Below are 20,050 nucleotides of genomic sequence, written 5' to 3' on the forward strand. Positions count from 1 at the left end.
TCAGGGCGCCTGATCGAGAGCCAGCAGGTTCTTCAGGCCGATGTCGAGCAGCGAGGCCTTCTGCGATCCCGGTTGGTAACCCACGACCACGCCCTCGGTGCCCAGGCCGACGACCTGCGCGTTCCACCACAACGGTCGCAGCGGCGCCTCGATCGGAAAACCGCCGGTGCCGATGACCGGTGAGGTGGTGCTCGGCGATGAACTCGGGCCGGCCGGGTTTCCGGCGGTTCCCGCGCTGCCGGTGCCGGCCGGGGACAGCGACGGCGAAACGGAGCTCGACGCGGTGCTGGGCCGGTTCAGGGTCGCGGCCAGGGCCAGCACCTCCAGGGGCTTCTGCTCGGTGCCCACCGGGGTGATCGTGGCGATGATCAGGCGTCGTCGCGAGCCGACCTGCGCATAGACGGCAAAGGCGGTGGCGTCGCCGGAGAAGCGCGCCGGACCGGTCACGGTCAGTCCGCGACTGGCGGGGAACCATCGGGTGCCGGCCACCACCGTAGGGGTGGCCGACGGTGTGGCCGACACGGTCGACGAGCCGCCGCTGTCGGCTGAGGGGGACGTCGGTGCCGTCTGGGTCGGGCTGGCCGTCGTCGTCGCGGTAGAGGTCAGAAACTTCAATGGCATCAGGCCGAACTGGCGGCGGACGAGGTCCCACACGAGCAGCCCGTCACCTCCCGCGACCAGCGGGTGGATCGCGCCCAGCGGGCGGATCGTGCCGTCCGGGCGCAGCAGCGCCGCAGTGGCCGAGGTCGGTTCGAGCGTGACCCCGCCGTCGACCACGACATTCTCCGGCCGCCACGCCACCAGCCCGACCGCGGTGTCGGCCCCGACCCGCATACCGCGCGGCAGAATCTCCAGGTTTCCCACCACGTCCCCGGCGGCGTTGAACCGTCGGGCCACGTAGTCGGCCGGTTCACTGCTCGTCGACACCGACGTCGCGGAGTTCGCCGCGGACGTCGAGCTGCTGGCGGTCGGGGTCGGCGTGAGGACCACGCCCGGATCGACGACCGCGGCCTCGACCACGACGGCGGTACCGGGCCGGGCCGCCGGGAGCACGGCGTCGGCGAATCCCAGGTCGCTGACCGCGAGGTTCTTGCGAATGGCGTAGGCGTGTTGGTGATCGCCCACCACCGCCAGCACGACCGACAGGCCGCCGTTCGTCAGGACCGACCGGGCCAGCGCGTGGTCGGGTAAGGCAACGCGCGTGGTGCGCTTACCGGAGCGGACCAGGACGGCGCCACTGCTCGTCACCGCGATCGTTGCCGGAAGCGCGGTCGGGGCGGTGACGCTGCCGGAGGGCACCACCGACGTCCCGCTCGGCCGGGAGGACGGCTGTGGTTCGCCCAGCGCGATCAACAGCACGGCAACCGCCAGCAGGGCGAGCACTCCGAAGGCCGGATGTGCCGTCCAACGACCTGACCGGATGCGCGAGAGCAACGCCGTCCGCGGCGCGTGGGTGGGATGGTTCATGGCTCAGGCGAGCTTAGGACATCGCCCTGTGCTGCTCGATGGGCCTGACGCTGATGGCTCACACGGCCGCGTGCGCGGCCACCGGGGTCGTCGTCAGCGGAAGAGCGATCTCGACGCGCAGCCCACCGGCCGGTTGGGCCTCGGCCCGGATCGCGCCGTGATGGGCATCGACGATCGCCTTCACGATCGACAGCCCGAGGCCGGCGCCGCGCTGCTGGGTCCGAGCCCGGCCACCGCGCCGGAAGGCGTCGAACAGGCCCTCGACCTCCTCGGGCGCGACGGCGACGCCGGAGTTGGAGACGACGATGATCGCGGCCGGGAACCCGCCGCGGACGTCATGGGAGACCTCGATCCGAACCCAGCCGCCGGGCACGTTGTACCGGACGGCGTTCTCGACCAGGTTGCCGATGACCCGTTCCAGCAGGCGGGGATCTCCGGTCGTGCGGACCGCCTCCCCCTCGGAGGAGATCACGATGCCGCGAGTGGCGGCTTCCGATTCGGCCGCCGCGACCGCGTTCGGGATCAGGTCGTTGATCGTGATCGCCTCGGAGACCTCCAGGCCCTGGCCCTCCCGACCCTGCAGCCGGGCCAGGGCCAAAAGCGCGTCAGCCAGCCGCTGGGCGCGGTTGGTGGCATCACGCAGCACCTCGCCCATGCGACGCAGATCCTCCACGCTGGCCTTGGGATCGGACAGGGTCACGTCCAGCTCGGTCTGGATCACGGCCAACGGCGTGCGCAATTCGTGGCTGGCGTTGGCGACGAAGCGCCGCTGGCTGCTGAAGGCGGCATCCAGTCGGCCCAGCATGTCGTCGAAGGTGTCCGCCAGTTCCCGTAGTTCGTCGTCCGGACCACCGAGCCCGATTCGCTCGCTGAGGGTCTTGGTGGACAGCCGGCGAGCGGTCGCGGTGATCCGGGCGACCGGCCGCAGCGCCTGCCGGGCGAGCAGATAGCCGCCGATCGAACCGATGAGCACGATGACGCCGAAGTACAGCAGGCCGTTGTTCAGCAGGTAGCTGAGGGAATCCTGACGAATGTGTGCCTGGCTCTGAGTGGGGTCCCAGCCGGTGTAACGGGTCCCACCGCTGTCGATGATCGTGACCGGACCCGGCGGCAGCTGCTGCAGAACCTGATTCCGGGCCAGGGCACGGTCGAGCAGGATGTAGGAGGTCATGAGCAGCGCAGCACCGATCAGCAGGACCAGCGCGCCGTACAACAGCGCCATCCTGATACGCAGTGTGGGCTGCACGAACCTCACGACTCGGACGTACTCCCGTCGCTGTTGTCGCCCTCGCCCTCGACGACCAGGGTCGGATCAATCCGGTAGCCGGATCCGACGACGGTCTCGATGATGGCCGGTTCACCCAGTTTGCGCCGCAACGTCATCATCGTGACGCGGACGGTCGTGGTGAACGGGTCAGCATGTTCGTCCCATACCCGATCCAGCAGTTCCTCACTGGAAACAACGACGCCGGCGGCCGAGAGCAACGTCTCCAGCACGCCGAATTCCTTGCGGGTCAGGTCGACATTGCGGCCCGAGCGCAGCACGGTGCGCTTGGCCGGGTCCAGCACCAGGTCACCCGCCTGCAGGACGGGCGGCGCGGCCGGCGTCGCGCGCCGGCCGAGGGCGCGCACGCGGGCCACTAGTTCGGCGAACGCGAACGGCTTGGCCAGGTAATCGTCGGCCCCGAGCGCCAGCCCCTCGACCTTGTCCTCGATCGAGCCGCTCGCGGTGAGCATGATGACTCGGGTCAGCACACCCTCGTCGGTCAGTGAGCGGCAGATCTCGTCCCCACTCTTGCCGGGTAGGTCGCGGTCCAGCACCACGACGTCGTAGCGGGTGGTGGTGGCTTTGCTGAAGCCGTCGTCGCCGTCATAGGCAACATCCACCGCCATGCCTTCTCGCCGCAGCCCCCGCACTACTGCATCGGCAAGCTGGGTCTCGTCCTCGACCACAAGTACGCGCACGCTATCTCCGCTTTCTCGCCAGCTCCCGGCCGTCGTCCGGCCGGAAGATTTCCCCGTACCTTCTCACGAAGGTGTGTCCTGTGTTGACAACAAGCGTCAATCTCGCCGAACGTCGGTCTCGGCCGACAATTCCGGCGCCCCCGCGATGACCTCGCTCCCCGTCTGATCGCGGCCAACCACGGCAGCCGCGAATTCCACCACCCGTCGGGAAATCCCCTGCGGGGTGAGACCGATGCGCGCCTTGACGTCGGCCACCTTCCCATGATCAAGGAAGGCGACCGGAATGCCTAGCTCCCGTGTCGGTGCTGTAATGCCTGCCTCGCGCAATCGTTGCGACAGGCGGGACCCGACGCCGTTGACCACAACGCCGTCCTCGACGGTCACCACGGCCTGGGCCTGACGAGCGAGCTCGACCAGCGAGTCCGGAATCGGGGCCACCCAGACCGGGTCGACCACGCGCACCCGGTAGCCGGCCTCACTGACCCGCTCGGCGGAGCTCAGCACGTCAGCGGCCAGGGCGCCGACCGCGACCAGGAGGACGTCGACCGGCCCGGCGTCCGGCTCGGCAAGCACGTCGACGCCCTCCACCGAGCGCAGCGCGTCGACGTCACCGCCCATCGGCGTCTTCGGATAGCGCAGAACGGTCGGGGCGTCGGAGACGTCGACCGCCTCGCCGAGACATCGCCGAAGTCGTGGCTCGTCGCGCGGGGCAGCCAGACGCAGGCCCGGAACGATTCCGAGCAGGGCCAGATCCCACATGCCGTTGTGGGACGCGCCGTCCTCGCCGGTGACCCCGGAACGGTCCAGGACGATGGTCACGCCCGCATGGTGCAGCGCGACGTCCATGAGCAGTTGGTCGAAGGCGCGGTTGAGAAAGGTGGCGTAGAGGGCCACGACCGGGTGCAGGCCGCCGGCCGCCATGCCGGCCGCGGAGGTTAGCGCGTGCTGCTCGGCGATGCCGACGTCGAAGGTCCGCTCCGGGAATCGGGCGGCGAAGCCGGTGAAGCCGACGGGGTCGAGCATCGCGGCAGTGACGGCGACGATGTCCTCGCGCTCGGCGCCGAGCTGGACGATCTCGTCGGCGAACACCTTGGTCCAGCTGCGGCCACCGGAGTGGTTGAGTTGTTCGCCGGTCTCCGGGTCGATCACCCCGACCGCGTGCATCTGGTCGGCGAGGTGATTCTCGGCCGGGGCGAAGCCATGGCCCTTGCGTGTCACGCAGTGGACGATCACCGGTCCGCCGTACTGGCGGGCCAGACCGAAGGCATGTTCCAGCGCGGCGATGTCGTGGCCGTCCACCGGCCCGAGGTACTTCAGCCCGAGGTCCTCGAACATGCCCTGCGGAGCGAGCATGTCCTTCACGCCGCGCTTGAGTCCGTGCAGGGCGTCGTACAGCGGAGGTCCCACGACCGGAGTGCGACCGAGCGTGCCCTTGACGTTGCGCAGGACCCGCTCGTACCCCGGCCGCAGCCGCAGCCCGGCCAGATGCTCGGCCAGGCCGCCGATGGTCGGCGAGTAGGACCGCCCGTTGTCGTTGACCACGATGATGACCGGACGGTCCGAGGCGGCGATGTTGTTGAGTGCTTCCCAGCTCATCCCGCCGGTCAGGGCGCCGTCGCCGACCACCGCGACGACGGGGCGTCGATCGCCGGCGACGTCGAAGGCCTTGGCCAGGCCGTCGGCGTAGGACAGCGAGGTGGAGGCGTGGGAGTTCTCGATCCAGTCGTGCGGGCTCTCGCTGCGACTGGGGTAGCCGGACAGGCCATCGATCTGGCGGAGGCTGTCGAAGCGTTCGGACCGGCCGGTGAGCATCTTGTGCACGTAACTCTGGTGCCCGGTGTCGAACAGGATGGGCTCGGTCGGCGAGTCGAACGTGCGATGCAGCGCGATGGTGAGCTCGACGACTCCCAGGTTGGGACCGAGATGGCCACCCGTCCTGGACACCTGGGTGATCAGGCGTTGGCGGATCTCAGCCGCGAGCCGGTCGAGATCCGCCGGATCGAGCCGTCGGAGGTCGGCCGGCCCGGATATGCGCTGCAGCACTGAACTCACGGGTAGCACAGTAGTCGTTCGGCGTTTGCCGGTCCCCCATCAGCGCGGCGGCGTGAGCAGGGCCAGACATTCGACGTGATGGGTCATCGGAAACGCGTCGAAGGCGCGCAGCGCGGTCAGCGCCCAGCCGGCGTCCAGCGCGGTGCGGACATCGCGGGCCAGGGCGGCCGGGTCGCAGGCAACGTAGAGGACGGCCCTCGCCCGGGTCGCGAGCACGGCCCGCATGATCTCCCGGCCCGCTCCGGTTCGCGGCGGGTCGAGCACGAGCAGCGACGGCCCGGTGAGTTCCTCGGCCGCTGCCTGCACGGCCGAGGCCGTCACGGCCGAGGCGCGCAGCTCGGCGTGCGGCCAGCGGGCAACGTTGGCCGCACCGTCGGCCGCCGCGCGTTGGTCGCCTTCCAGACCCAGGATGCGGCCCTCGGCGCCGACCCGACGCGCGAACGCCGCCGTGAAGAGACCGGCACCGGCGTAGAGGTCCAGGACGGTCTCGCCCGGATTCGGTGAGGTCAGGGCCAGGCCGGTTCGGACGAAGGTCTCGGCCGCGCTCGGGTGGGTCTGCCAGAAGCCGCCCGGGCTGACCTCGTACTCGATGCCATCGACGCGATAGTGCTGCCGGTGCGGACCGGACAGCTGCCGGCGCGCGGAACGCCGGGCCCGGCCGGTCTTGCCTCGACGGTCGGGGCGACCCTGGCCGCTTCGGCGCCCCGGGCCGCCCGGCCCGCCCGCTCCGGTCGCCGTCCGAGCCAGCGACGCCGTTACGGCCACGACCTCGGCATCGTCGTCGACGGCGAGCTCGACCTCGTCCACCGTCGCCTCGCCCGGCGCAAGCACGAACGGAAGACCGAGAAGTTCGTTGTCCCCCACGCCGGGCGCTGCGATCAGGCAGCGGTCCAGCGGAACGACCTGGCTGGAACGATGCTCGTGCAGGCCGAGCCGGCCGTCGGGCGTGCTGGCGTAGCGCACGCGCCGCCGCCAGCCCAGCCCGGCAGCATCCGCCACTGCGTCTGCCTCCGCCGAAGCGATCGGGCCGGGCGGTAGCTCGGCGACCTCCACCGCGATCGTGACCGCGGCCAGCCGCTCGAACTGCTCCATGACCACGGCAGCCTTCAGAGCGCGCTGGGCCGCAACGCTGATGTGCTGGAAGTCGCAGCCTCCACATCCACCGGGGTGGGCATACCGGCAGGGCGGATCGACGCGTTCGGCGGCGGCCACAACGACCCGGACGGCGTCGGCGCGGCAGAAGCTGCCGCCGGCATCCTCGGTGACGCGGACCTCGACGGTCTCGCCGGGCAGGGCGTGCCGGACGAAGACCACCCGTCCCTCGTGGCGAACGACGAAGTGCCCCCCGTGCGCCACCGGGCCCACCACGGCCTCGAAGCGGCGCCCGACCCAGGACGGTGGACGGGCGCGCTCCGGTGAGGCGGCGGGAACGGAGGGCTCGGTCACGTCCGTGCACCCTAGTCCGCGTCCGAACGAGAAACTGTGTAGCGTGCCCGGCGTGCACATCGTCGTCATGGGCTGTGGCCGCGTCGGCTCGACGCTGGCACACCATCTGCAGCGTCTGGATCACAGCGTCGCCGTCATCGATCAGGACCCGACCGCGTTCCGTCGCCTCGGCGAGGAATTCCGGGGCAAGACCATCGCCGGCATCGGCTTCGACCGGGAGACGCTGGTCAGCGCCGGCATCGAAGGCGCGGACGCATTCGCCGCGGTGTCCAGCGGTGACAACTCGAACATCATCGCCGCCCGGGTGGCGCGGGAGACGTTCAACGTCGGTCATGTCGTGGCCCGCATCTACGACCCACGCCGGGCCGAGGTCTACGAGCGGCTGGGTATTCCGACCATCGCGACCGTGCCGTGGACAGCGGCCCGGCTGCTGAAGAACATCCTCGGTGGCACCATTGATGAGGAATGGCGCGATCCGACCGGTCAGGTGGTGATGCTGCACGTGGTCATCACTGACGCCTGGGTCGGGCACAAACTCAGCGCATTCGAGTCGGCCACGGGAGCTCGTGTTGCTCTGATCAGCCGGTTCGGCAAGGGCGAACTGCCTGGATCGCACACCGTCATCCAGGCCGGCGACGAGTTGCACGTCACCGCGACGGACAACCTGCTCGACGGAATCCGGACCGCGGCCGCCGACGGTCCGATCGGAGGGCTGCACTGATGAAGATCGCAATAGCCGGTGCCGGCGCCGTCGGCCGGTCCATCGCGCGGGAACTGCTGGCCAACGGCCACCATGTGCTGTTGATCGACAAGGACGAGCGGAAGGTGCGCTACGAGCGCATCCCGGACGCGGAGTGGCTGCTCGCCGACGCCTGCGAGGTCTCGAGCCTGGAAGACGCCCATCTGGACGAGTTCGAGGTGGTGATCGGTGCGACCGGTGACGACAAGGTCAACCTGGTCGTGTCGCTGCTCGCCAAGACGGAGTTCTCCATTCGCCGCGTCGTCGCCCGCATCAATCACCCCGCCAACGAATGGCTGTTCACCGAAGCCTGGGGCGTGGACGTCGCGGTGTCCACGCCGCGGGTGCTGGCGGCGCTCGTCGAGGAGGCCGTGTCGGTGGGCGACGTGGTGCGGCTGTTCAGTCTGCGCGAGGGTCAGGCCAACCTCATCGAGGTGACCCTGCCCATCGGGGCACCGTGCGCGGGCTTGCCGCTGGGCGATCTCGACCTGCCGCTGGATGCTGCGTTGGTCGCGATCGTCCGCGGGTCCCGGGTCATCACGCCTACGCCGGACGAGCCGCTCGAGCCGGGCGACGAGCTACTCTTCGTTGCCCTGCCCGAGGCCGAGCCCGCCATTCGCAAGGCCGTCTGCGCCGCCTGAGGCCGGTCTCGGCGGCTCCGCCGGGGGCGGGCTGAGCTGTTGAGTGTCGGCATCGCCCAGTCGGTGGCGTGCTCGCCGTCCCACCCAGAAGGCGTACGCGAGCACGGCAACGTAGAGCGGGTACCCCATGGCCAACCGGGCCACGGCGAGCAGACCCGTCTTGTTGTCGCGGAAGAGACTGAGCTGGACCGCACCGCGAGCAGCGAACATGGCCAGTGCCGCCAGGCTGGCGAGGTCGTAGGCGCGGCGCAGCCCGGGCACCCGGTACCAGGGTGTTGCCTCCGGGAGCGGACTCGGCTCGAGGAATTCCCACAAGATGCCGACCAAGGGACGACGCGCGAGCAGCGAGACGGCGAAGATCGCGGCGTAGACGATCGAACCGGCGATTCCCAGCAGGAAGAAGCCACGCGCCTGGCCGAGGTAGGCGGCGATACCGGCGGCGACCGCCACACTGAACAGGCCCATCAACGCGTGCTGCACCGGTTCCCGCCGGATCAGCCGGTACGAGGCGACGATCAACCCCGCGGCCACGGCGGCGATGATCGCGGTGCGCAGCCCCCACAGGGCGTTGGCGATGACGAAGACGATGGGCGGGACCGCCGCGACCACCGTGCCCGACCAGCCGCCGAAGGAATTCAGCAGCTGTTGGCGGGTCTGTTCGCGAAAACCCTCCGGCGAGGTCAATCCGCTCAGTCCTGCGGGGCTTGCTCGGCCGCGGCCGCCGCGATCTGGGCGGCCGCGTCGGCGGGCAGTCTCAACGGCACGGGATCGCGCACCGGCAGGGGTTCGTTGCCGCGGACGACAACCAGACTGCGGAAGACGCTCAGGAACTGTTCGGCCGCGGCCTCCTCGGCCGCCGGTGTGCCGACCAGCATGCCGCGCAGGAACCAGCGGGGCCCGTCCACCCCGAGGAAACGGACGGGGGTGTAGCCCTGAGGAGCCGGGAGCTTGCCCGAGAGCTCGGCCCCGAACTCTCCGTCCTGTTCGTTGACCGTTCCGCCCTCTGCGGAGATCGACGCCTTGATCTCGGTGCGGACCTCGGCCCAGATGCCTTCATTGCGTGGGGCCGCGAACACACCGAGCTGCATCTGGCCGGTCTCGCTCACCAGGTTGACCGCGGCCACCGCGCCCTGTTCATCGACGTCCAGCCGGACCTCGAGGCCGCCGTTGACCGGCACGCGAAGCGCACCGAGATCCACTCGCTCGACATCGTCGGCCGGATCGTCGCGCACGTCGAAGGGTCCGGTCGTCTCCGGGATCTCGGTGTGTCGCTTGGTGTCCCACGGCGGCGTGGCGTCCAGCTTCGAACGCTCCGTCCGCTTCTCCTTGCGCCGTGGCGCCATTACCGCTCTTCTCCTCGTCCGGTGCTGGTGCTCAGCTGATCAGTTGGGGCGTGCGTGCGTTCGGCGTCGGGGACACGGCCGTCGGCAAGTAGTTCCGAACCGCCGGTTGATCCGTGGCCGCCCGTGCCCCGTTCGGTCTCGTCGAGCGCGTGGACCTCGACGAACCGCGCGAGCTCCACCCGCTGGATGACCAACTGGGCAACTCGGTCACCGCGCTTGAGGACGATCGGGGTTTCCCGGTCGTGATTGACCACGATGACCTTGATCTCGCCACGGTAACCCGAATCGATGGTGCCCGGTGCGTTGACCAGGCCGAGCCCGGCGCGGATAGCCAGGCCCGAGCGGGGGTGTACGAAACCCGCGTAGCCCTGCGGGATGGCCACCGCGATTCCGGTCGGAACCAGCGCCCGTTCGCCGGGCGCCAGGATCAGGTCGACCGTGGTCTGCAGATCGGCGCCGGCATCGCCTGGACGGGCGTACACCGGGACCGGTAGGCCGGGATCGAGGCGGCGGACCTCCACGGTCACCGGTGCTGAGCTCACAGCGCAGAAGGCTACCCTCGTCCGGTGATCCGACCGTCCCTGCGTCCTCGAATCCCGCATCGATGACCGGCGTTGCTGAGCCCCGGTACCGCGAGCGGTTGACGACGCCGTGGTGGTGGTACCTCGGCGCCCTGGGCGTAGGCATCCTGCTGGGGGCCGAGATCGGGATCGTGCTTCCCGGCGGGTGGGTGCTGGTGCCCTTCTTCGTCGTCACGCTCCTCGGCGCAGCGGTTGTCTACCGACTGGGCAGCGGAACCGTGCAGGTGGTCGGGCAGGAGCTGACGGCCGGCGACCGCCAGCTCGATCTCAGCCGCGTCGACCGTCTCGTCCCCTTGTCGGTGACCGAGCTGCGTCGAGTCGTCGGGCGGCACGCCGATCCGGCCGCCTACACGTTCATCCGCTCGTGGGTCGGTCCGGGGCTGCAATTGATCATGCGTGATCCTTCCGACACGACGCCCTACTGGGTCGTCAGCACCCGCCATCCTGATCGTCTGATCGCGGTGCTGACCGCCGTGTGATCGGCGCCGACCGTCTGCGAGGGCGACGGCGTGGTGCTCGCGCGCGGTCCGACGCCGCTGCCCTACCGAGGAGGAACCCGCATGCCCACCGGACGTTTCGAGGGCAAGGTCGCGTTGATCACCGGAGCCAGCCGCGGTATCGGGTTGGCCGTGGCCCATCGGATGGTCGCCGAGGGCGCCCGGGTCTGCATCACGGCGCGCAAGCTCGACGCCCTGCAATCGGCGGCGACCGAACTCGGCGGCCCCGAACGCGCGATCTTCGCCTCCGGCTCGGGCGATGACCGGGAACACCAGGCCGAGGCGGTCGCGCGGACCGTCGAGGCCTTCGGCAGTCTCGACGTGCTGGTCAACAACACCGGGATCAATCCGGCGTTCGGGCCGCTGCTCGGCCTGGATGAGGGCGTGGCGCGCAAGATCTTCGAGGTGAACGTGCTCTCGGCGCTGAGCTGGGTGAAACTGGCTCATCAGGCTTGGATGGGCGAACACGGCGGGTCGGTGGTGAACGTCGCATCCGTGGCCGGTCTGGGCCCGGCGCCCGGTATCGCCTTCTACGGGGTGACGAAGGCCGCGCTCATCGCCCTCACCAAGCAGCTGTCCTTCGAGCTGGCGCCTGGTATCCGGGTCAACGCGGTCGCGCCCGCGGTCGTCAAGACCCGCTTCGCCGAAGCGCTGTACGCCGACGACGAGGAGGCCGCCGCGGCCGGGTATCTGCTCAAGCGGCTCGGTGAGCCCGAAGACATTGCGGCCGCGGTGTCCTATCTGGCCTCCGACGACGCCGCGTGGACGACCGGTCAGACGCTGGTTGTCGATGGAGGCATGCTCGGCTCGCTGTGAGCCCGGTACGGGTTTCGCCGACCCGAGCCGGTCCGGGTCAGGACAGCTGCCGGAACCACTGTTCGGGCTGCATGCCCCGCAGCTCGGCCGCCAACGTTTCGCCCAGGCCGCGGGTGGCTCGGCGATTCACTTCCGCGCCCGCGACAGCCCCCGCCAGGAACGGCGCCAAGGTGGTCGTACTACGCCCGAGACGACGGAGCACCTGGCCGCGCAATTCGCGCTTGGCTGCGGTACCGAAGACCGCGGTCAGACCGGCCGCACCGAGTTGCGGCTTGACCGCCCGTCGGCGTACCCACGACATCAGATAGGCACCCGCGCGCTCACGCACTCCGCCAGGCGCAGGAAGACCCGCCAACTCGTGGAGCTCGGCGACCAGCTTCAGCTCCACTGCCGTCACGGCCAACATTTCGGCGGCCAGTTGGATGGGTGTGGCCAGCAGCGCCGGCGGGGCCGCGAACTCGACGGCGGCCAGTCCGCCGGCGGCCGCTCCGAGGGCGGCTGTGGTCCGCGAGGCGTGCTTGATCAGGGCTTCGGCGATCTGGGCGTCGCTCAAGCCGGGAAAGTGCGCTCGCAGGGTCTGGCCGTCTCGGAAGGCGATGCGGGGGGCGAGCTCGATGATCTCGTCCACGAGCCAGCGGCCACCGGCAACCGCGCCGATACCGGCAGTGCGGGCACTGCGGGTCAGGGCCGGAACCAGGGCGGCGAGCGCCTTGGCCCGGCGACCACGGTCCTCTCCGGTCTCAGCGGGCGTTGTCGCACGCTCGAGCAGGGTCGCGAGCTCATCAGAAGACACAACAGCATCCTGCCGCACGGGTTGCCGTGCCGCAGGATGCTGCTGTTGCTGGGGCTTGTCTGGTGTCGCGGTCAGCCTCAGGCGCAATCGCGGCAGATCAGTTGTCCGTTCTTCTCCCGGGCCAGCCGGCTCCGATGGTGCACGAGGAAGCAGCTGGAGCAGGTGAACTCGTCATCCTGCTTGGGTAGAACCCGGACCGTCAGTTCCTCGCCGGACACGCTCGACAGGTCTGCGCCAGGCAGCTCGAGCGATTCGGCGAGGTCGGTCTCGTCGACATCGATGGAACCCGACTGCGCCTCTGCGCGTCGGGCCTTCAACTCCTCCAGGGAGTCTTCGTTGAGTTCGTCAACTTCGCCCCGGCGTGGGGCGTCATAATCGGTGGCCACTCTTGTCTGTCATCTCCTCGGTCAAGTGCACGAGTTCCGGCGGTCCGGTCACCTTCGACCGCTAGTCCCTTCAGGAGCGGCCAGGGTACGTCAACGCTGGCCGCGGAACCGTACCGCGTCTCGCGTGCGCCCTAACGACCGGGCACGCCTGACGATTCCCGCCGGCGTGACAGATACGCTGTCGGCCTGTTCGCACACTCGTGCGGCGAAGCTGACCTGGGAGGTGAATTCGGGCGGTATGTCCGCAACATCCACTCGCCGACCCCTTCCTGCCGTGGCATTCCTGATCGCGTTGACCGTTCTGACGGCCATTGTGTGGTGGCGAGTCCTCCACCGAGCCGACAGCACGACCACCACGACGGCTTCCAAGACCACCCAATCGTGTACCTCTACTGGGGCGAAGATCACACTCCCGGCTCCGGGATCGGTGGCCCTGAACATCCTCAACGGCGCCGACAAGACCGGGTTGGCCGCGACCGTGCAGTCCCAGCTCAGCGCGCGCGGCTTCAACCAGGTCCAGACCGGTAACGCCAAGTCGACCGTCAGCAGCGTGGGCGAAATTCACTACGCCACCGCTACACGCGGTGCGGCGGTGTTGCTCAGCTATTACTTCCCGGGTGCCAAGCTCGTGAAGGTCGCCGGACGAACCAGCACCGCGGTGGACGTCATCCTCGGCAAGAAGTTCAGCTCGCTCGCCCCCGCCTCGTCCGTCACCAGCGCCGAGGCTGCCGCCGCTAAGCGCTGCTAGAGCGCTCCCGAGCGCTGCCCGGCGAAGGTTCGCGCCGCCGTCCCCGCCCCGAGTCGCTGCAGGGCAGCGAAGAACTCCGGCGCTGCGTCGGGATGTCCGGCCGCGACGAAATCCGCGCCGGCCGGGTGACCGTCCAAGCCAGAGGTGCTGACCCCGGCCTCCGTCGCGATGAGAAGACCTGCCGCGAAGTCCCACTCACCCAACGGGCCCTCGAAATAGAGGTCCACCCATCCGGCCGCGAGAGCGCACAGATCCAGGGCCGCCGAGCCCAGTCGCCGTAGGTTGCCGATCTCGCCCAGTAATCGGCCCACGATCTCCCCCTGACGCGCCCGGTAGTCGGCGTCGTAGCCGAATCCGGTGGCGACGACGGCCTGCGCGAGTGGGACGGAGCGCGGTCCGCTCAGCCGATCGTGACCCAGCCACGCGCCGCCGCCCAACTGGGCGTGAAAGGTGTCGCCGCTGACCGGGTTGTGCACGCAGCCTGCGACGGTGCGGCCCTCGATCTGCGCCGCGATCGAGATCGCGTACTGCGGAAGGCCGAGCAGGAAGTTGACGGTGCCGTCGATCGGGTCGACCACCCAGCGCACTCCGGTGTCGGTACCGCTGACCTCGCCGGTCTCCTCCCCCAGCACCGCGTCGCCCGGACGCAGGCGCGCCAGTTCGGCCCGCAGGAACTGCTCGCTGTTGCGATCGACGTCGGTGACGACGTCGGTCGCGGAGGATTTCGTCGTCACCGCGAAGCCTGCCCGACGCTGCGCGAGCACCAACTCCCCGGCTTTGGTCGCCAGCCGAACCGCGATTCGCCGCAATTCCTCGGCCATGATCGGGGCCGGCCCGCTCGATTCGTTCAACAAGTCCACCTTCAGTCCACTCCCGAGTCCACCGAGTGAGGGCTCGGGCCGATAAGGTTTGCAACCACCAACCTAGCCAGCGGAGGAATGATGACCGCGCCAGTGTCAACCGGCCCGAACACCAACGTCGACGCCGCATTCGGAATCGACATCGGCGGTAGCGGGATCAAGGGCGCCATCGTCGACACCCGCACCGGCGAACTCAAGACGCAGCGGGTACGGATCCCCACGCCCGTGCCGTCCACCCCGGACAACGTTGCCGAGGTCGTGCTGGAGCTGGTGACCCGTGCAAAGTGGGACGGCCTGGTCGGGGCGACCTTCCCGGCCATCATCAAGAACGGCGTCGCGCGATCGGCGGCCAACGTGGATCCGTCCTGGATCGGTACCGACGTCGACGCCGCGTTCACGAAAGCCACCGGCCGCGACGTGACGGTGCTCAACGATGCCGACGCGGCCGGGCTGGCCGAGGTGCGCTTCGGTGCCGCCCGGGACGTCGCCGGTGTCGTGATCCTGCTGACCTTCGGCACCGGTATCGGCAGCGGCATCTTCCTCAACGGCCAGCTGGTGCCCAACTCAGAACTCGGTCACCTCGAACTCGATGGACACGACGCCGAGGATCGTGCCGCGGCATCGGTCAAGGACAAGCAGAAGATGTCCTACAAGCAGTGGGCCAAACGGGTTCAGCGCTACATGTCTCACGTCGAGGCGCTGTTCAGCCCCGACCTGTTCATCGTCGGTGGCGGGGTCAGCAAGGACGCCGACCGGTGGGTCCCGCTGCTGGAGCTGCAAACGCCGATCCGACCGGCTCAGCTGCTCAACAACGCCGGCATCGTCGGTGCCGCGATGGCGGCGGCCGAGCGCTGACCGACCGGAATACGGCACCGGCGCCCGTGTGGCGGCAAGTGCTGCGGTTCGTTGCCAGCTACCGTGATTACAATGTCTGACGCAGGGCCTGGCACCAACGAAGGCATCGGACGTCACAGAGCGATCCGGTGAACCCCAGCGGCTAGCTGACCCCACACACATCCTCCCCGCGCGTTTGCGGGTCCGCCGTGTATTCAAGTGCGGATCCGCCTCTTGTCGAGCACGCGCGGTCGCACGAAAGGGCGTACGTGGTTCCCAGCGAATCAGCCGAGCAGCTTCGCGTCAGCGCAGCGGCTACGGCACGAAAGACCGTCACCAAGCCGGTACCGGCAAAACGAGCCCCGGCGAAGAAGGCCGCCGCGAAGGCAGCGGGCGGTGCCGTAAAGAAGGCACCCGCCAAGGCGGGCGGAGCCACCGCCGATGACGCCGCGGTGGACGTCGCCGCCGAAGAGGTCGAGGACGTACCCGCCGACATCGAGCTCGAGGAGGTCCCGGTAGACACCGAGGCCGACGCCGAAACCGAGGCCGCGGAGGAACCAGCGGAGGGCGAGGCGGCCGAGTTCACCTGGGACGAGGAAGAGTCCGAGGCGCTGCGACAGGCACGCAAGGACGCTGAGATGACCGCGTCCGCGGATTCGGTTCGCGCCTACTTGAAGCAGATCGGCAAGGTCGCGCTGCTCAACGCTGAGGAGGAGGTAGACCTCGCCAAGCGCATCGAAGCCGGTCTGTACGGGGCGGAGCGGCTCCGGCAGCTGGACGAGGCCGGCGAGAAGCTGCCTCTGCAGCAGCGGCGTGACCTGAACTGGATCGTGCGTGACGGCGAGCGGGCCAAGAACCATCTGCTGGAGGCCAACCTTCGGCTGGTCGTATCGCTGGCCAAGCGCTACACCGGGCGCGGCATGGCCTTCCTGGATCTCATCCAGGAAGGCAACCTGGGCCTGATCCGCGCGGTCGAGAAGTTCGATTACACCAAGGGCTACAAGTTCTCGACCTACGCGACCTGGTGGATCCGCCAAGCCATCACTCGTGCCATGGCTGATCAGGCCCGCACGATCCGCATCCCGGTGCACATGGTCGAGGTCATCAACAAGCTCGGCCGGATTCAGCGTGAGCTGCTACAGGACCTCGGCCGCGAGCCGACGCCTGAGGAACTCGCCAAGGAAATGGACATCACTCCGGACAAGGTGCTGGAAATCCAGCAGTACGCCCGGGAACCGATCTCGCTCGACCAGACCATCGGCGACGAGGGCGACAGCCAACTCGGTGACTTCATCGAGGACTCCGAAGCGGTCGTCGCCGTGGACGCCGTTTCGTTCACTTTGCTCCAGGACCAGCTCCAGTCGGTACTGCACACGTTGTCCGAGCGAGAGGCGGGCGTGGTCAAGTTGCGCTTCGGCTTGACCGACGGCCAGCCCAGGACGCTCGACGAGATCGGTCAGGTGTACGGCGTCACCCGCGAGCGGATCCGTCAGATCGAATCCAAGACGATGTCGAAACTCCGCCACCCCTCGCGATCGCAGGTGTTGCGGGACTATCTGGACTGATCCACAACCGAGCCCGACCCTCTCAGGTCGCCCCGCCTCCGTTTCCTCGGTGGCGGGGTGCCCTCGCGGGTGGGCGGGCTGCGATGCGTGCGTCCTCGGGCAGCCTCGCGCATTTCGTTCCCCGGCGAAGCCCCCATGCACGGCATAGCGGAATTGTCGCGTATTCCGCGCCTCATCGGTCAGTCATCAGACGATTATGCCGCAAGAGTGCCGAATATTCCCCACCGCCAAGGGGATTATGACAATATCGCGACCCTATCTTGCGCGCGAAAACAGATGCTCCTATATTCCCGTCATCGGAACATGCTTTCGACCCGGCGGGGGTACGGCGATGGCGACCAAATTGTCCACCCAATCTGTCAGTGAAATTCAACTGTTCGACTCCCAACTCGTTCGACGAGCCCTGACGGTCGTCGGCCTGGTGGGCGTCGCATTGGTCCATGTTCTCGACGTCCAAGGCAAGATGCACGAACTGCCCTACGTCGGCTGGCTGTTCGTGATTGAAATCGTTGGATCCCTGCTCGTGGCGGAGTGGCTGATCCGAGCGGACGACCTCCGCGCCTGGCTGATCTCCGGCGCCCTGGCCGGTGGGGCGCTGCTCGGGTACGCAACAAGCCGCACCGTCGGTCTGCCGGGTGATCACGGCGGGGACAAGGGCAACTGGCTCGAACCGCTCGGGCTGGCCTCGCTACTTATCGAAGCGATCGTCGTGTTGTTAGTGGCGACGCGATTCGTTGCTCGCGCCCGCTGACTGCGTTTGTCCAGCGTGCGGCACGAATTTAATTGAGCGCGGAAAGCCGGCCCCTCGAAGGTACGGCAATGGCCATCTGACAATACAGATCCTCTTTTGCCGGCCGCCGATATTGTGTGCTCCAAATTTGTCAGCGCGGCTACGTGGCTGCCACTTTCAGACAGTGAGTGGACCGGTGTGGATTCGCGCCCTTTGAGACACGAAAAAGCCGGCCGACCCTTCGGGTCGGCCGGCTCTGTGCCGTCATGTCAACCGATGAGCTGAGCCGTATCAGGACTCGATGCCGGCGGTCGCAGCCGGGGTGGGCTGCTGATCGTCCAGCTTGCTGTACTCGTCGACGATGTCGGCGTCGAGTTCGCGGAGCTTCGGCGTGTACTCGCGGCCGTGGTGGGCGCAGAACAGGAGCTCGCCACCGGCCGGGAGGGTGACGCGCACGTAGGCCTGCGCGCCACACCGGTCGCAGCGGTCCACTGCGGTCAGGGTTTCGGCGGTCAAGGTGCTTGTCACGGATACCTCAATTTCTGCGCATTTACTCGCTGTTGGTGGTGCTGTGCGGGTGGAGCGGCCGGACCCCTTCGTCTGACGTTTCAGAGCCTTCATCGTGTCCGTCCATTACATACAACCAGTTGAGGCGCGCCGTAGTTCCACCTGCGCCCTCCATCTGTGTAATTTCGCCCACCGCGTAAGCGTCAGAGCAGGCGCATGAGGTGCTCGCGGCGGGCCTCCAGGACCTCGGCCGAGGCCGAGGCCGACGCCGGGCCGGGAACCGCGGCCCGCAGCTTGGCGTGAACGGCTCCGTGTGGAGTGCCGCTGCGGGCCGAAAGGACCGCTACCAGGCGGTTGACCTCCCGTCGCAGCTCGGCGGTCGCCCGCCAGCCGACGCCGCCTCCGGCCAACGCGCTCGAACCGTCACTGCCCGCCCCCGGCACTGCCGCTGAACTACCTGCGGCCGCGTCGAACAGCGAGTCCTGCTGTCGGGCCCTGACCGCCCGTTTGCGATGCTCTACGTCGCGCTGGGACAGCAGCGCGGCCGTCTGTTCCGGTGAGAGCAGGCCTGGAAGCCCGAGGAAATCGCTGTCCTCGTCGTCCAGAGGTCGATGATCGGCCGCGGTTACCGCCCGGCCCGAGTGCAGTACGTGGGCGAATTGCGCCTCGGCATCGAGCGCCTCCCACTCCAGCAGCTCGTCCGAGGCCTGCTCGGCCTCATCACCGTCCAGTTCGTCGACGAGGGCCAGATCGTCCGGCGAGGACGACGGCGGCGGAAGAACGTGGTTCCGCTCCTCCTCCAGTTCGGCGGCCAGTGCGAGCAGCGGCCGCACGGCGGGCAGGAACACCGTGGCGGACTCGTGCCGTCCTCGCGCGCGCACGACACGCCCGACGGCCTGCGCGAAGAACAGCGGGGTCCGGTAACTCGTCAGCCAGGCCAGGCAGGCCGCGCGGGGAACGTCCACACCCTCGGAGACCATTCGCACACAGACTGCGATCCGGGCGCCCCCCTCGCCGAACTGGCCGATCTTGGCGCTGGCCTTGGGGTCATCGGACAGGATCAGGTACGGCTTCTCGCCGGTGACCTGCTCGACGATCCGGGCGTAGGCCCGGGCGTCGTCCTGGTCGCTGGCGAGAACGATGCCGGCCGCGTCGGGCATGCCCGCTCCGCGCAACTGCGTCAGCCGCTCGTCCATGGCCGCGATGACGTGTGGGACCCAGTCGCCCTTCGGGTCCAGGGCGGTGCGCCAGGCGGCCTGCTCGGTGGACTTCGTCCCCGCCTCCGTCAGCGAGGCGGCGATGACCTCGCCCGCGCTGTTGCGCCAGCGCGACACCCCGGTGTAGGCCGCGAAGACGACCGGTCGTACGACGTGGTCGGACAGGGCGTCGCGGTAGCCGTAGCTGTAGTCGGCGGTCGAGACCAGCCCACCCTTACCGTCCGGTTCATAGCGTACGAACGGGATGCGTTCGGAGGTGTTCGTGCGAAACGGTGTTCCTGTCAGGGACAGCCGACGCGTGACATTGTCGAACGCATCGGCCACCGCCTCCCCCCAGGACAGCCCGTCACCGGCGTGGTGGATCTCGTCGAAGATGACCAGGGTTCGCTTGGCGGTGGCGCGCGCCGCGTGCAGCGTGGGCTTTCCCGCAACCTGGGCATAGGTCGTCACGTAACCGTGCAGGTCCGCCGGTACGGGCCCGACCGCATTGCTCAACGTGGGGTCGAGCGCGACGCCGACGGCTTCGGCCGCCTCGGCCCATTGCGTACGGAGGTGATCGGTCGGCGCGACCACGACCAGGCGGTCGATGATCCGGCGCTCGAAGAGCCGAACCGCAAGGCTGAGCGCGAAGGTTGTTTTGCCCGCACCCGGGGTGGCCGTGACGAGGAAGTCCTTGCGGGGCTCGGTTTCGTACTTGGCCAGGGCCTCGCGCTGCCACAATCGCAAACGCGTGCCACTGCTGCGGCGTTGAGACATCCGAACGCCGCCTTCCGCAGAACCTGAAACGTGTCGCGCCACCTCGCGGTGACCACGCGGCCAGAGTAACGAGCAGGTCCGACACCGCGGCTCAGCGACCCGCCGGG

21 protein-coding genes are annotated in these 20,050 nt (G+C 68.7%); 8 read left to right on the top strand and 13 right to left on the bottom strand.

Features of this window, described 5'->3' with window-relative positions; genetic code table 11:
* The 5 genes from M6D93_RS10245 to M6D93_RS10265 all read right to left on the bottom strand — a co-directional run bounded on the left by M6D93_RS10245 (window position 1) and on the right by M6D93_RS10265 (window position 6,930).
* Window positions 1-1,467, bottom strand: coding sequence for a hypothetical protein (locus M6D93_RS10245; protein ID WP_249769046.1), 1,467 nt, complete (start codon window positions 1,465-1,467; stop codon window positions 1-3).
* A 58-nt stretch (window positions 1,468-1,525) separates the two neighbouring features.
* The gene (locus tag M6D93_RS10250; protein ID WP_249769048.1) at window positions 1,526-2,689 is read right to left on the bottom strand and encodes a sensor histidine kinase; all 1,164 of its coding nucleotides are present in this window, start codon (window positions 2,687-2,689) and stop codon (window positions 1,526-1,528) included.
* A 29-nt stretch (window positions 2,690-2,718) separates the two neighbouring features.
* Entirely contained in the window at window positions 2,719-3,432 is a 714-nt protein-coding gene (locus M6D93_RS10255; protein WP_249769049.1) for a response regulator transcription factor, read from the bottom strand.
* 96 nt (window positions 3,433-3,528) lie between these two features.
* Window positions 3,529-5,484, bottom strand: a complete 1,956-nt coding sequence (gene dxs, locus M6D93_RS10260) for a 1-deoxy-D-xylulose-5-phosphate synthase (protein WP_249769050.1) — start codon at window positions 5,482-5,484, stop codon at window positions 3,529-3,531.
* A gap of 39 nt (window positions 5,485-5,523) precedes the next feature.
* Window positions 5,524-6,930 carry a class I SAM-dependent RNA methyltransferase gene (locus M6D93_RS10265; RefSeq protein ID WP_249769051.1) on the bottom strand — a complete coding sequence of 469 codons (1,407 nt, stop codon included), beginning with the start codon at window positions 6,928-6,930 and terminating at the stop codon, window positions 5,524-5,526.
* Window positions 6,931-6,982: 52 nt separating this feature from the next.
* On the opposite strand from M6D93_RS10265, the gene M6D93_RS10270 reads away from it, so the two are divergent.
* A complete protein-coding gene (locus tag M6D93_RS10270; protein ID WP_249774197.1) occupies window positions 6,983-7,651 on the top strand; it encodes a potassium channel family protein in 669 nt (222 codons plus the stop codon).
* Window positions 7,651-8,310, top strand: coding sequence for a potassium channel family protein (locus M6D93_RS10275; RefSeq protein WP_249769052.1), 660 nt, complete (start codon window positions 7,651-7,653; stop codon window positions 8,308-8,310). The genes M6D93_RS10270 and M6D93_RS10275 overlap by 1 nt, the downstream gene beginning before the upstream one ends.
* On the opposite strand, the gene M6D93_RS10280 is transcribed toward M6D93_RS10275, so the two are convergent.
* Genes M6D93_RS10280 through dut form a run of 3 tightly spaced genes read right to left on the bottom strand, consistent with a single transcriptional unit; the run spans window position 8,248 to window position 10,255 of the window.
* Window positions 8,248-8,994 carry a DUF3159 domain-containing protein gene (locus tag M6D93_RS10280; RefSeq protein ID WP_249769053.1) on the bottom strand — a complete coding sequence of 249 codons (747 nt, stop codon included), beginning with the start codon at window positions 8,992-8,994 and terminating at the stop codon, window positions 8,248-8,250. The genes M6D93_RS10275 and M6D93_RS10280 overlap by 63 nt on opposite strands.
* 5 nt (window positions 8,995-8,999) lie before the next feature.
* Window positions 9,000-9,653 carry a DUF3710 domain-containing protein gene (locus tag M6D93_RS10285; protein WP_249769054.1) on the bottom strand — a complete coding sequence of 218 codons (654 nt, stop codon included), beginning with the start codon at window positions 9,651-9,653 and terminating at the stop codon, window positions 9,000-9,002.
* Window positions 9,653-10,255, bottom strand: a complete 603-nt coding sequence (gene dut, locus M6D93_RS10290) for a dUTP diphosphatase (RefSeq protein WP_430667189.1) — start codon at window positions 10,253-10,255, stop codon at window positions 9,653-9,655. Before dut ends, M6D93_RS10285 begins: the two co-directional genes overlap by 1 nt.
* A 2-nt stretch (window positions 10,256-10,257) precedes the next feature.
* On the opposite strand from dut, the gene M6D93_RS10295 reads away from it, so the two are divergent.
* A complete protein-coding gene (locus M6D93_RS10295; RefSeq protein WP_249769056.1) occupies window positions 10,258-10,713 on the top strand; it encodes a DUF3093 domain-containing protein in 456 nt (151 codons plus the stop codon).
* Window positions 10,714-10,794: 81 nt separating this feature from the next.
* A complete protein-coding gene (locus M6D93_RS10300) occupies window positions 10,795-11,547 on the top strand; it encodes an SDR family oxidoreductase (protein ID WP_249769058.1) in 753 nt (250 codons plus the stop codon).
* A 37-nt stretch (window positions 11,548-11,584) separates the two neighbouring features.
* Here M6D93_RS10300 and M6D93_RS10305 read toward each other — a convergent pair whose 3' ends face one another.
* Together M6D93_RS10305 and M6D93_RS10310 are read right to left on the bottom strand one after the other, a co-directional pair.
* Window positions 11,585-12,340: a hypothetical protein gene (locus M6D93_RS10305; protein WP_249769060.1), complete on the bottom strand. Its 756-nt coding sequence runs from the start codon at window positions 12,338-12,340 to the stop codon at window positions 11,585-11,587.
* 77 nt (window positions 12,341-12,417) lie between these two features.
* Window positions 12,418-12,726 (bottom strand): DUF4193 domain-containing protein, encoded by a 309-nt coding sequence (locus M6D93_RS10310; protein WP_249769061.1) that lies wholly within the window; start codon window positions 12,724-12,726, stop codon window positions 12,418-12,420.
* 274 nt (window positions 12,727-13,000) lie between these two features.
* On the opposite strand from M6D93_RS10310, the gene M6D93_RS10315 reads away from it, so the two are divergent.
* Window positions 13,001-13,474, top strand: a complete 474-nt coding sequence (locus M6D93_RS10315; RefSeq protein WP_249769062.1) for a LytR C-terminal domain-containing protein — start codon at window positions 13,001-13,003, stop codon at window positions 13,472-13,474.
* Here the strand turns inward: M6D93_RS10315 and M6D93_RS10320 are convergent.
* The gene (locus M6D93_RS10320; protein WP_249769063.1) at window positions 13,471-14,325 is read right to left on the bottom strand and encodes an inositol monophosphatase family protein; all 855 of its coding nucleotides are present in this window, start codon (window positions 14,323-14,325) and stop codon (window positions 13,471-13,473) included. The two genes, M6D93_RS10315 and M6D93_RS10320, sit on opposite strands and share 4 nt — an antisense overlap.
* Window positions 14,326-14,415: 90 nt before the next feature.
* Between M6D93_RS10320 and ppgK the strand changes: the two genes are divergently transcribed.
* From ppgK to M6D93_RS10335, 3 genes are all read left to right on the top strand, one after another.
* The gene (gene ppgK, locus M6D93_RS10325; protein WP_249769064.1) at window positions 14,416-15,189 is read left to right on the top strand and encodes a polyphosphate--glucose phosphotransferase; all 774 of its coding nucleotides are present in this window, start codon (window positions 14,416-14,418) and stop codon (window positions 15,187-15,189) included.
* 248 nt (window positions 15,190-15,437) lie between these two features.
* Entirely contained in the window at window positions 15,438-16,733 is a 1,296-nt protein-coding gene (locus M6D93_RS10330) for an RNA polymerase sigma factor (RefSeq protein ID WP_249769065.1), read from the top strand.
* Between the two features lie 331 nt (window positions 16,734-17,064).
* Window positions 17,065-17,484 (top strand): hypothetical protein, encoded by a 420-nt coding sequence (locus M6D93_RS10335; RefSeq protein ID WP_249769066.1) that lies wholly within the window; start codon window positions 17,065-17,067, stop codon window positions 17,482-17,484.
* A gap of 270 nt (window positions 17,485-17,754) precedes the next feature.
* On the opposite strand, the gene M6D93_RS10340 is transcribed toward M6D93_RS10335, so the two are convergent.
* Both M6D93_RS10340 and M6D93_RS10345 read right to left on the bottom strand, forming a co-directional pair.
* The gene (locus M6D93_RS10340; RefSeq protein WP_249769067.1) at window positions 17,755-17,991 is read right to left on the bottom strand and encodes a DUF7455 domain-containing protein; all 237 of its coding nucleotides are present in this window, start codon (window positions 17,989-17,991) and stop codon (window positions 17,755-17,757) included.
* A 182-nt stretch (window positions 17,992-18,173) separates the two neighbouring features.
* Window positions 18,174-19,943 carry a DEAD/DEAH box helicase gene (locus tag M6D93_RS10345; protein ID WP_249769068.1) on the bottom strand — a complete coding sequence of 590 codons (1,770 nt, stop codon included), beginning with the start codon at window positions 19,941-19,943 and terminating at the stop codon, window positions 18,174-18,176.
* Window positions 19,944-20,050 lie beyond the last annotated feature (107 nt).

Origin of the sequence: Jatrophihabitans telluris (assembly GCF_023516435.1) — a bacterium.
Classification (GTDB): Bacteria; Actinomycetota; Actinomycetes; order Mycobacteriales; family Jatrophihabitantaceae; genus Jatrophihabitans_A; species Jatrophihabitans_A telluris.

Coding starts and splice junctions, on each gene's coding strand:
- M6D93_RS10245 (WP_249769046.1), bottom strand. CDS start 1,467: ATGAACCATCCCACCCACGCGCCGCGGACGGCGTTGCTCTCGCGCATC.
- M6D93_RS10335 (WP_249769066.1), top strand. CDS start 17,065: ATGGCGACCAAATTGTCCACCCAATCTGTCAGTGAAATTCAACTGTTC.
- M6D93_RS10275 (WP_249769052.1), top strand. CDS start 7,651: ATGAAGATCGCAATAGCCGGTGCCGGCGCCGTCGGCCGGTCCATCGCG.
- M6D93_RS10285 (WP_249769054.1), bottom strand. CDS start 9,653: ATGGCGCCACGGCGCAAGGAGAAGCGGACGGAGCGTTCGAAGCTGGAC.
- ppgK (WP_249769064.1), top strand. CDS start 14,416: ATGACCGCGCCAGTGTCAACCGGCCCGAACACCAACGTCGACGCCGCA.
- M6D93_RS10300 (WP_249769058.1), top strand. CDS start 10,795: ATGCCCACCGGACGTTTCGAGGGCAAGGTCGCGTTGATCACCGGAGCC.
- M6D93_RS10345 (WP_249769068.1), bottom strand. CDS start 19,943: ATGTCTCAACGCCGCAGCAGTGGCACGCGTTTGCGATTGTGGCAGCGC.
- M6D93_RS10250 (WP_249769048.1), bottom strand. CDS start 2,689: ATGGCGCTGTTGTACGGCGCGCTGGTCCTGCTGATCGGTGCTGCGCTG.
- dut (WP_430667189.1), bottom strand. CDS start 10,255: ATGCGGGATTCGAGGACGCAGGGACGGTCGGATCACCGGACGAGGGTA.
- M6D93_RS10295 (WP_249769056.1), top strand. CDS start 10,258: ATGACCGGCGTTGCTGAGCCCCGGTACCGCGAGCGGTTGACGACGCCG.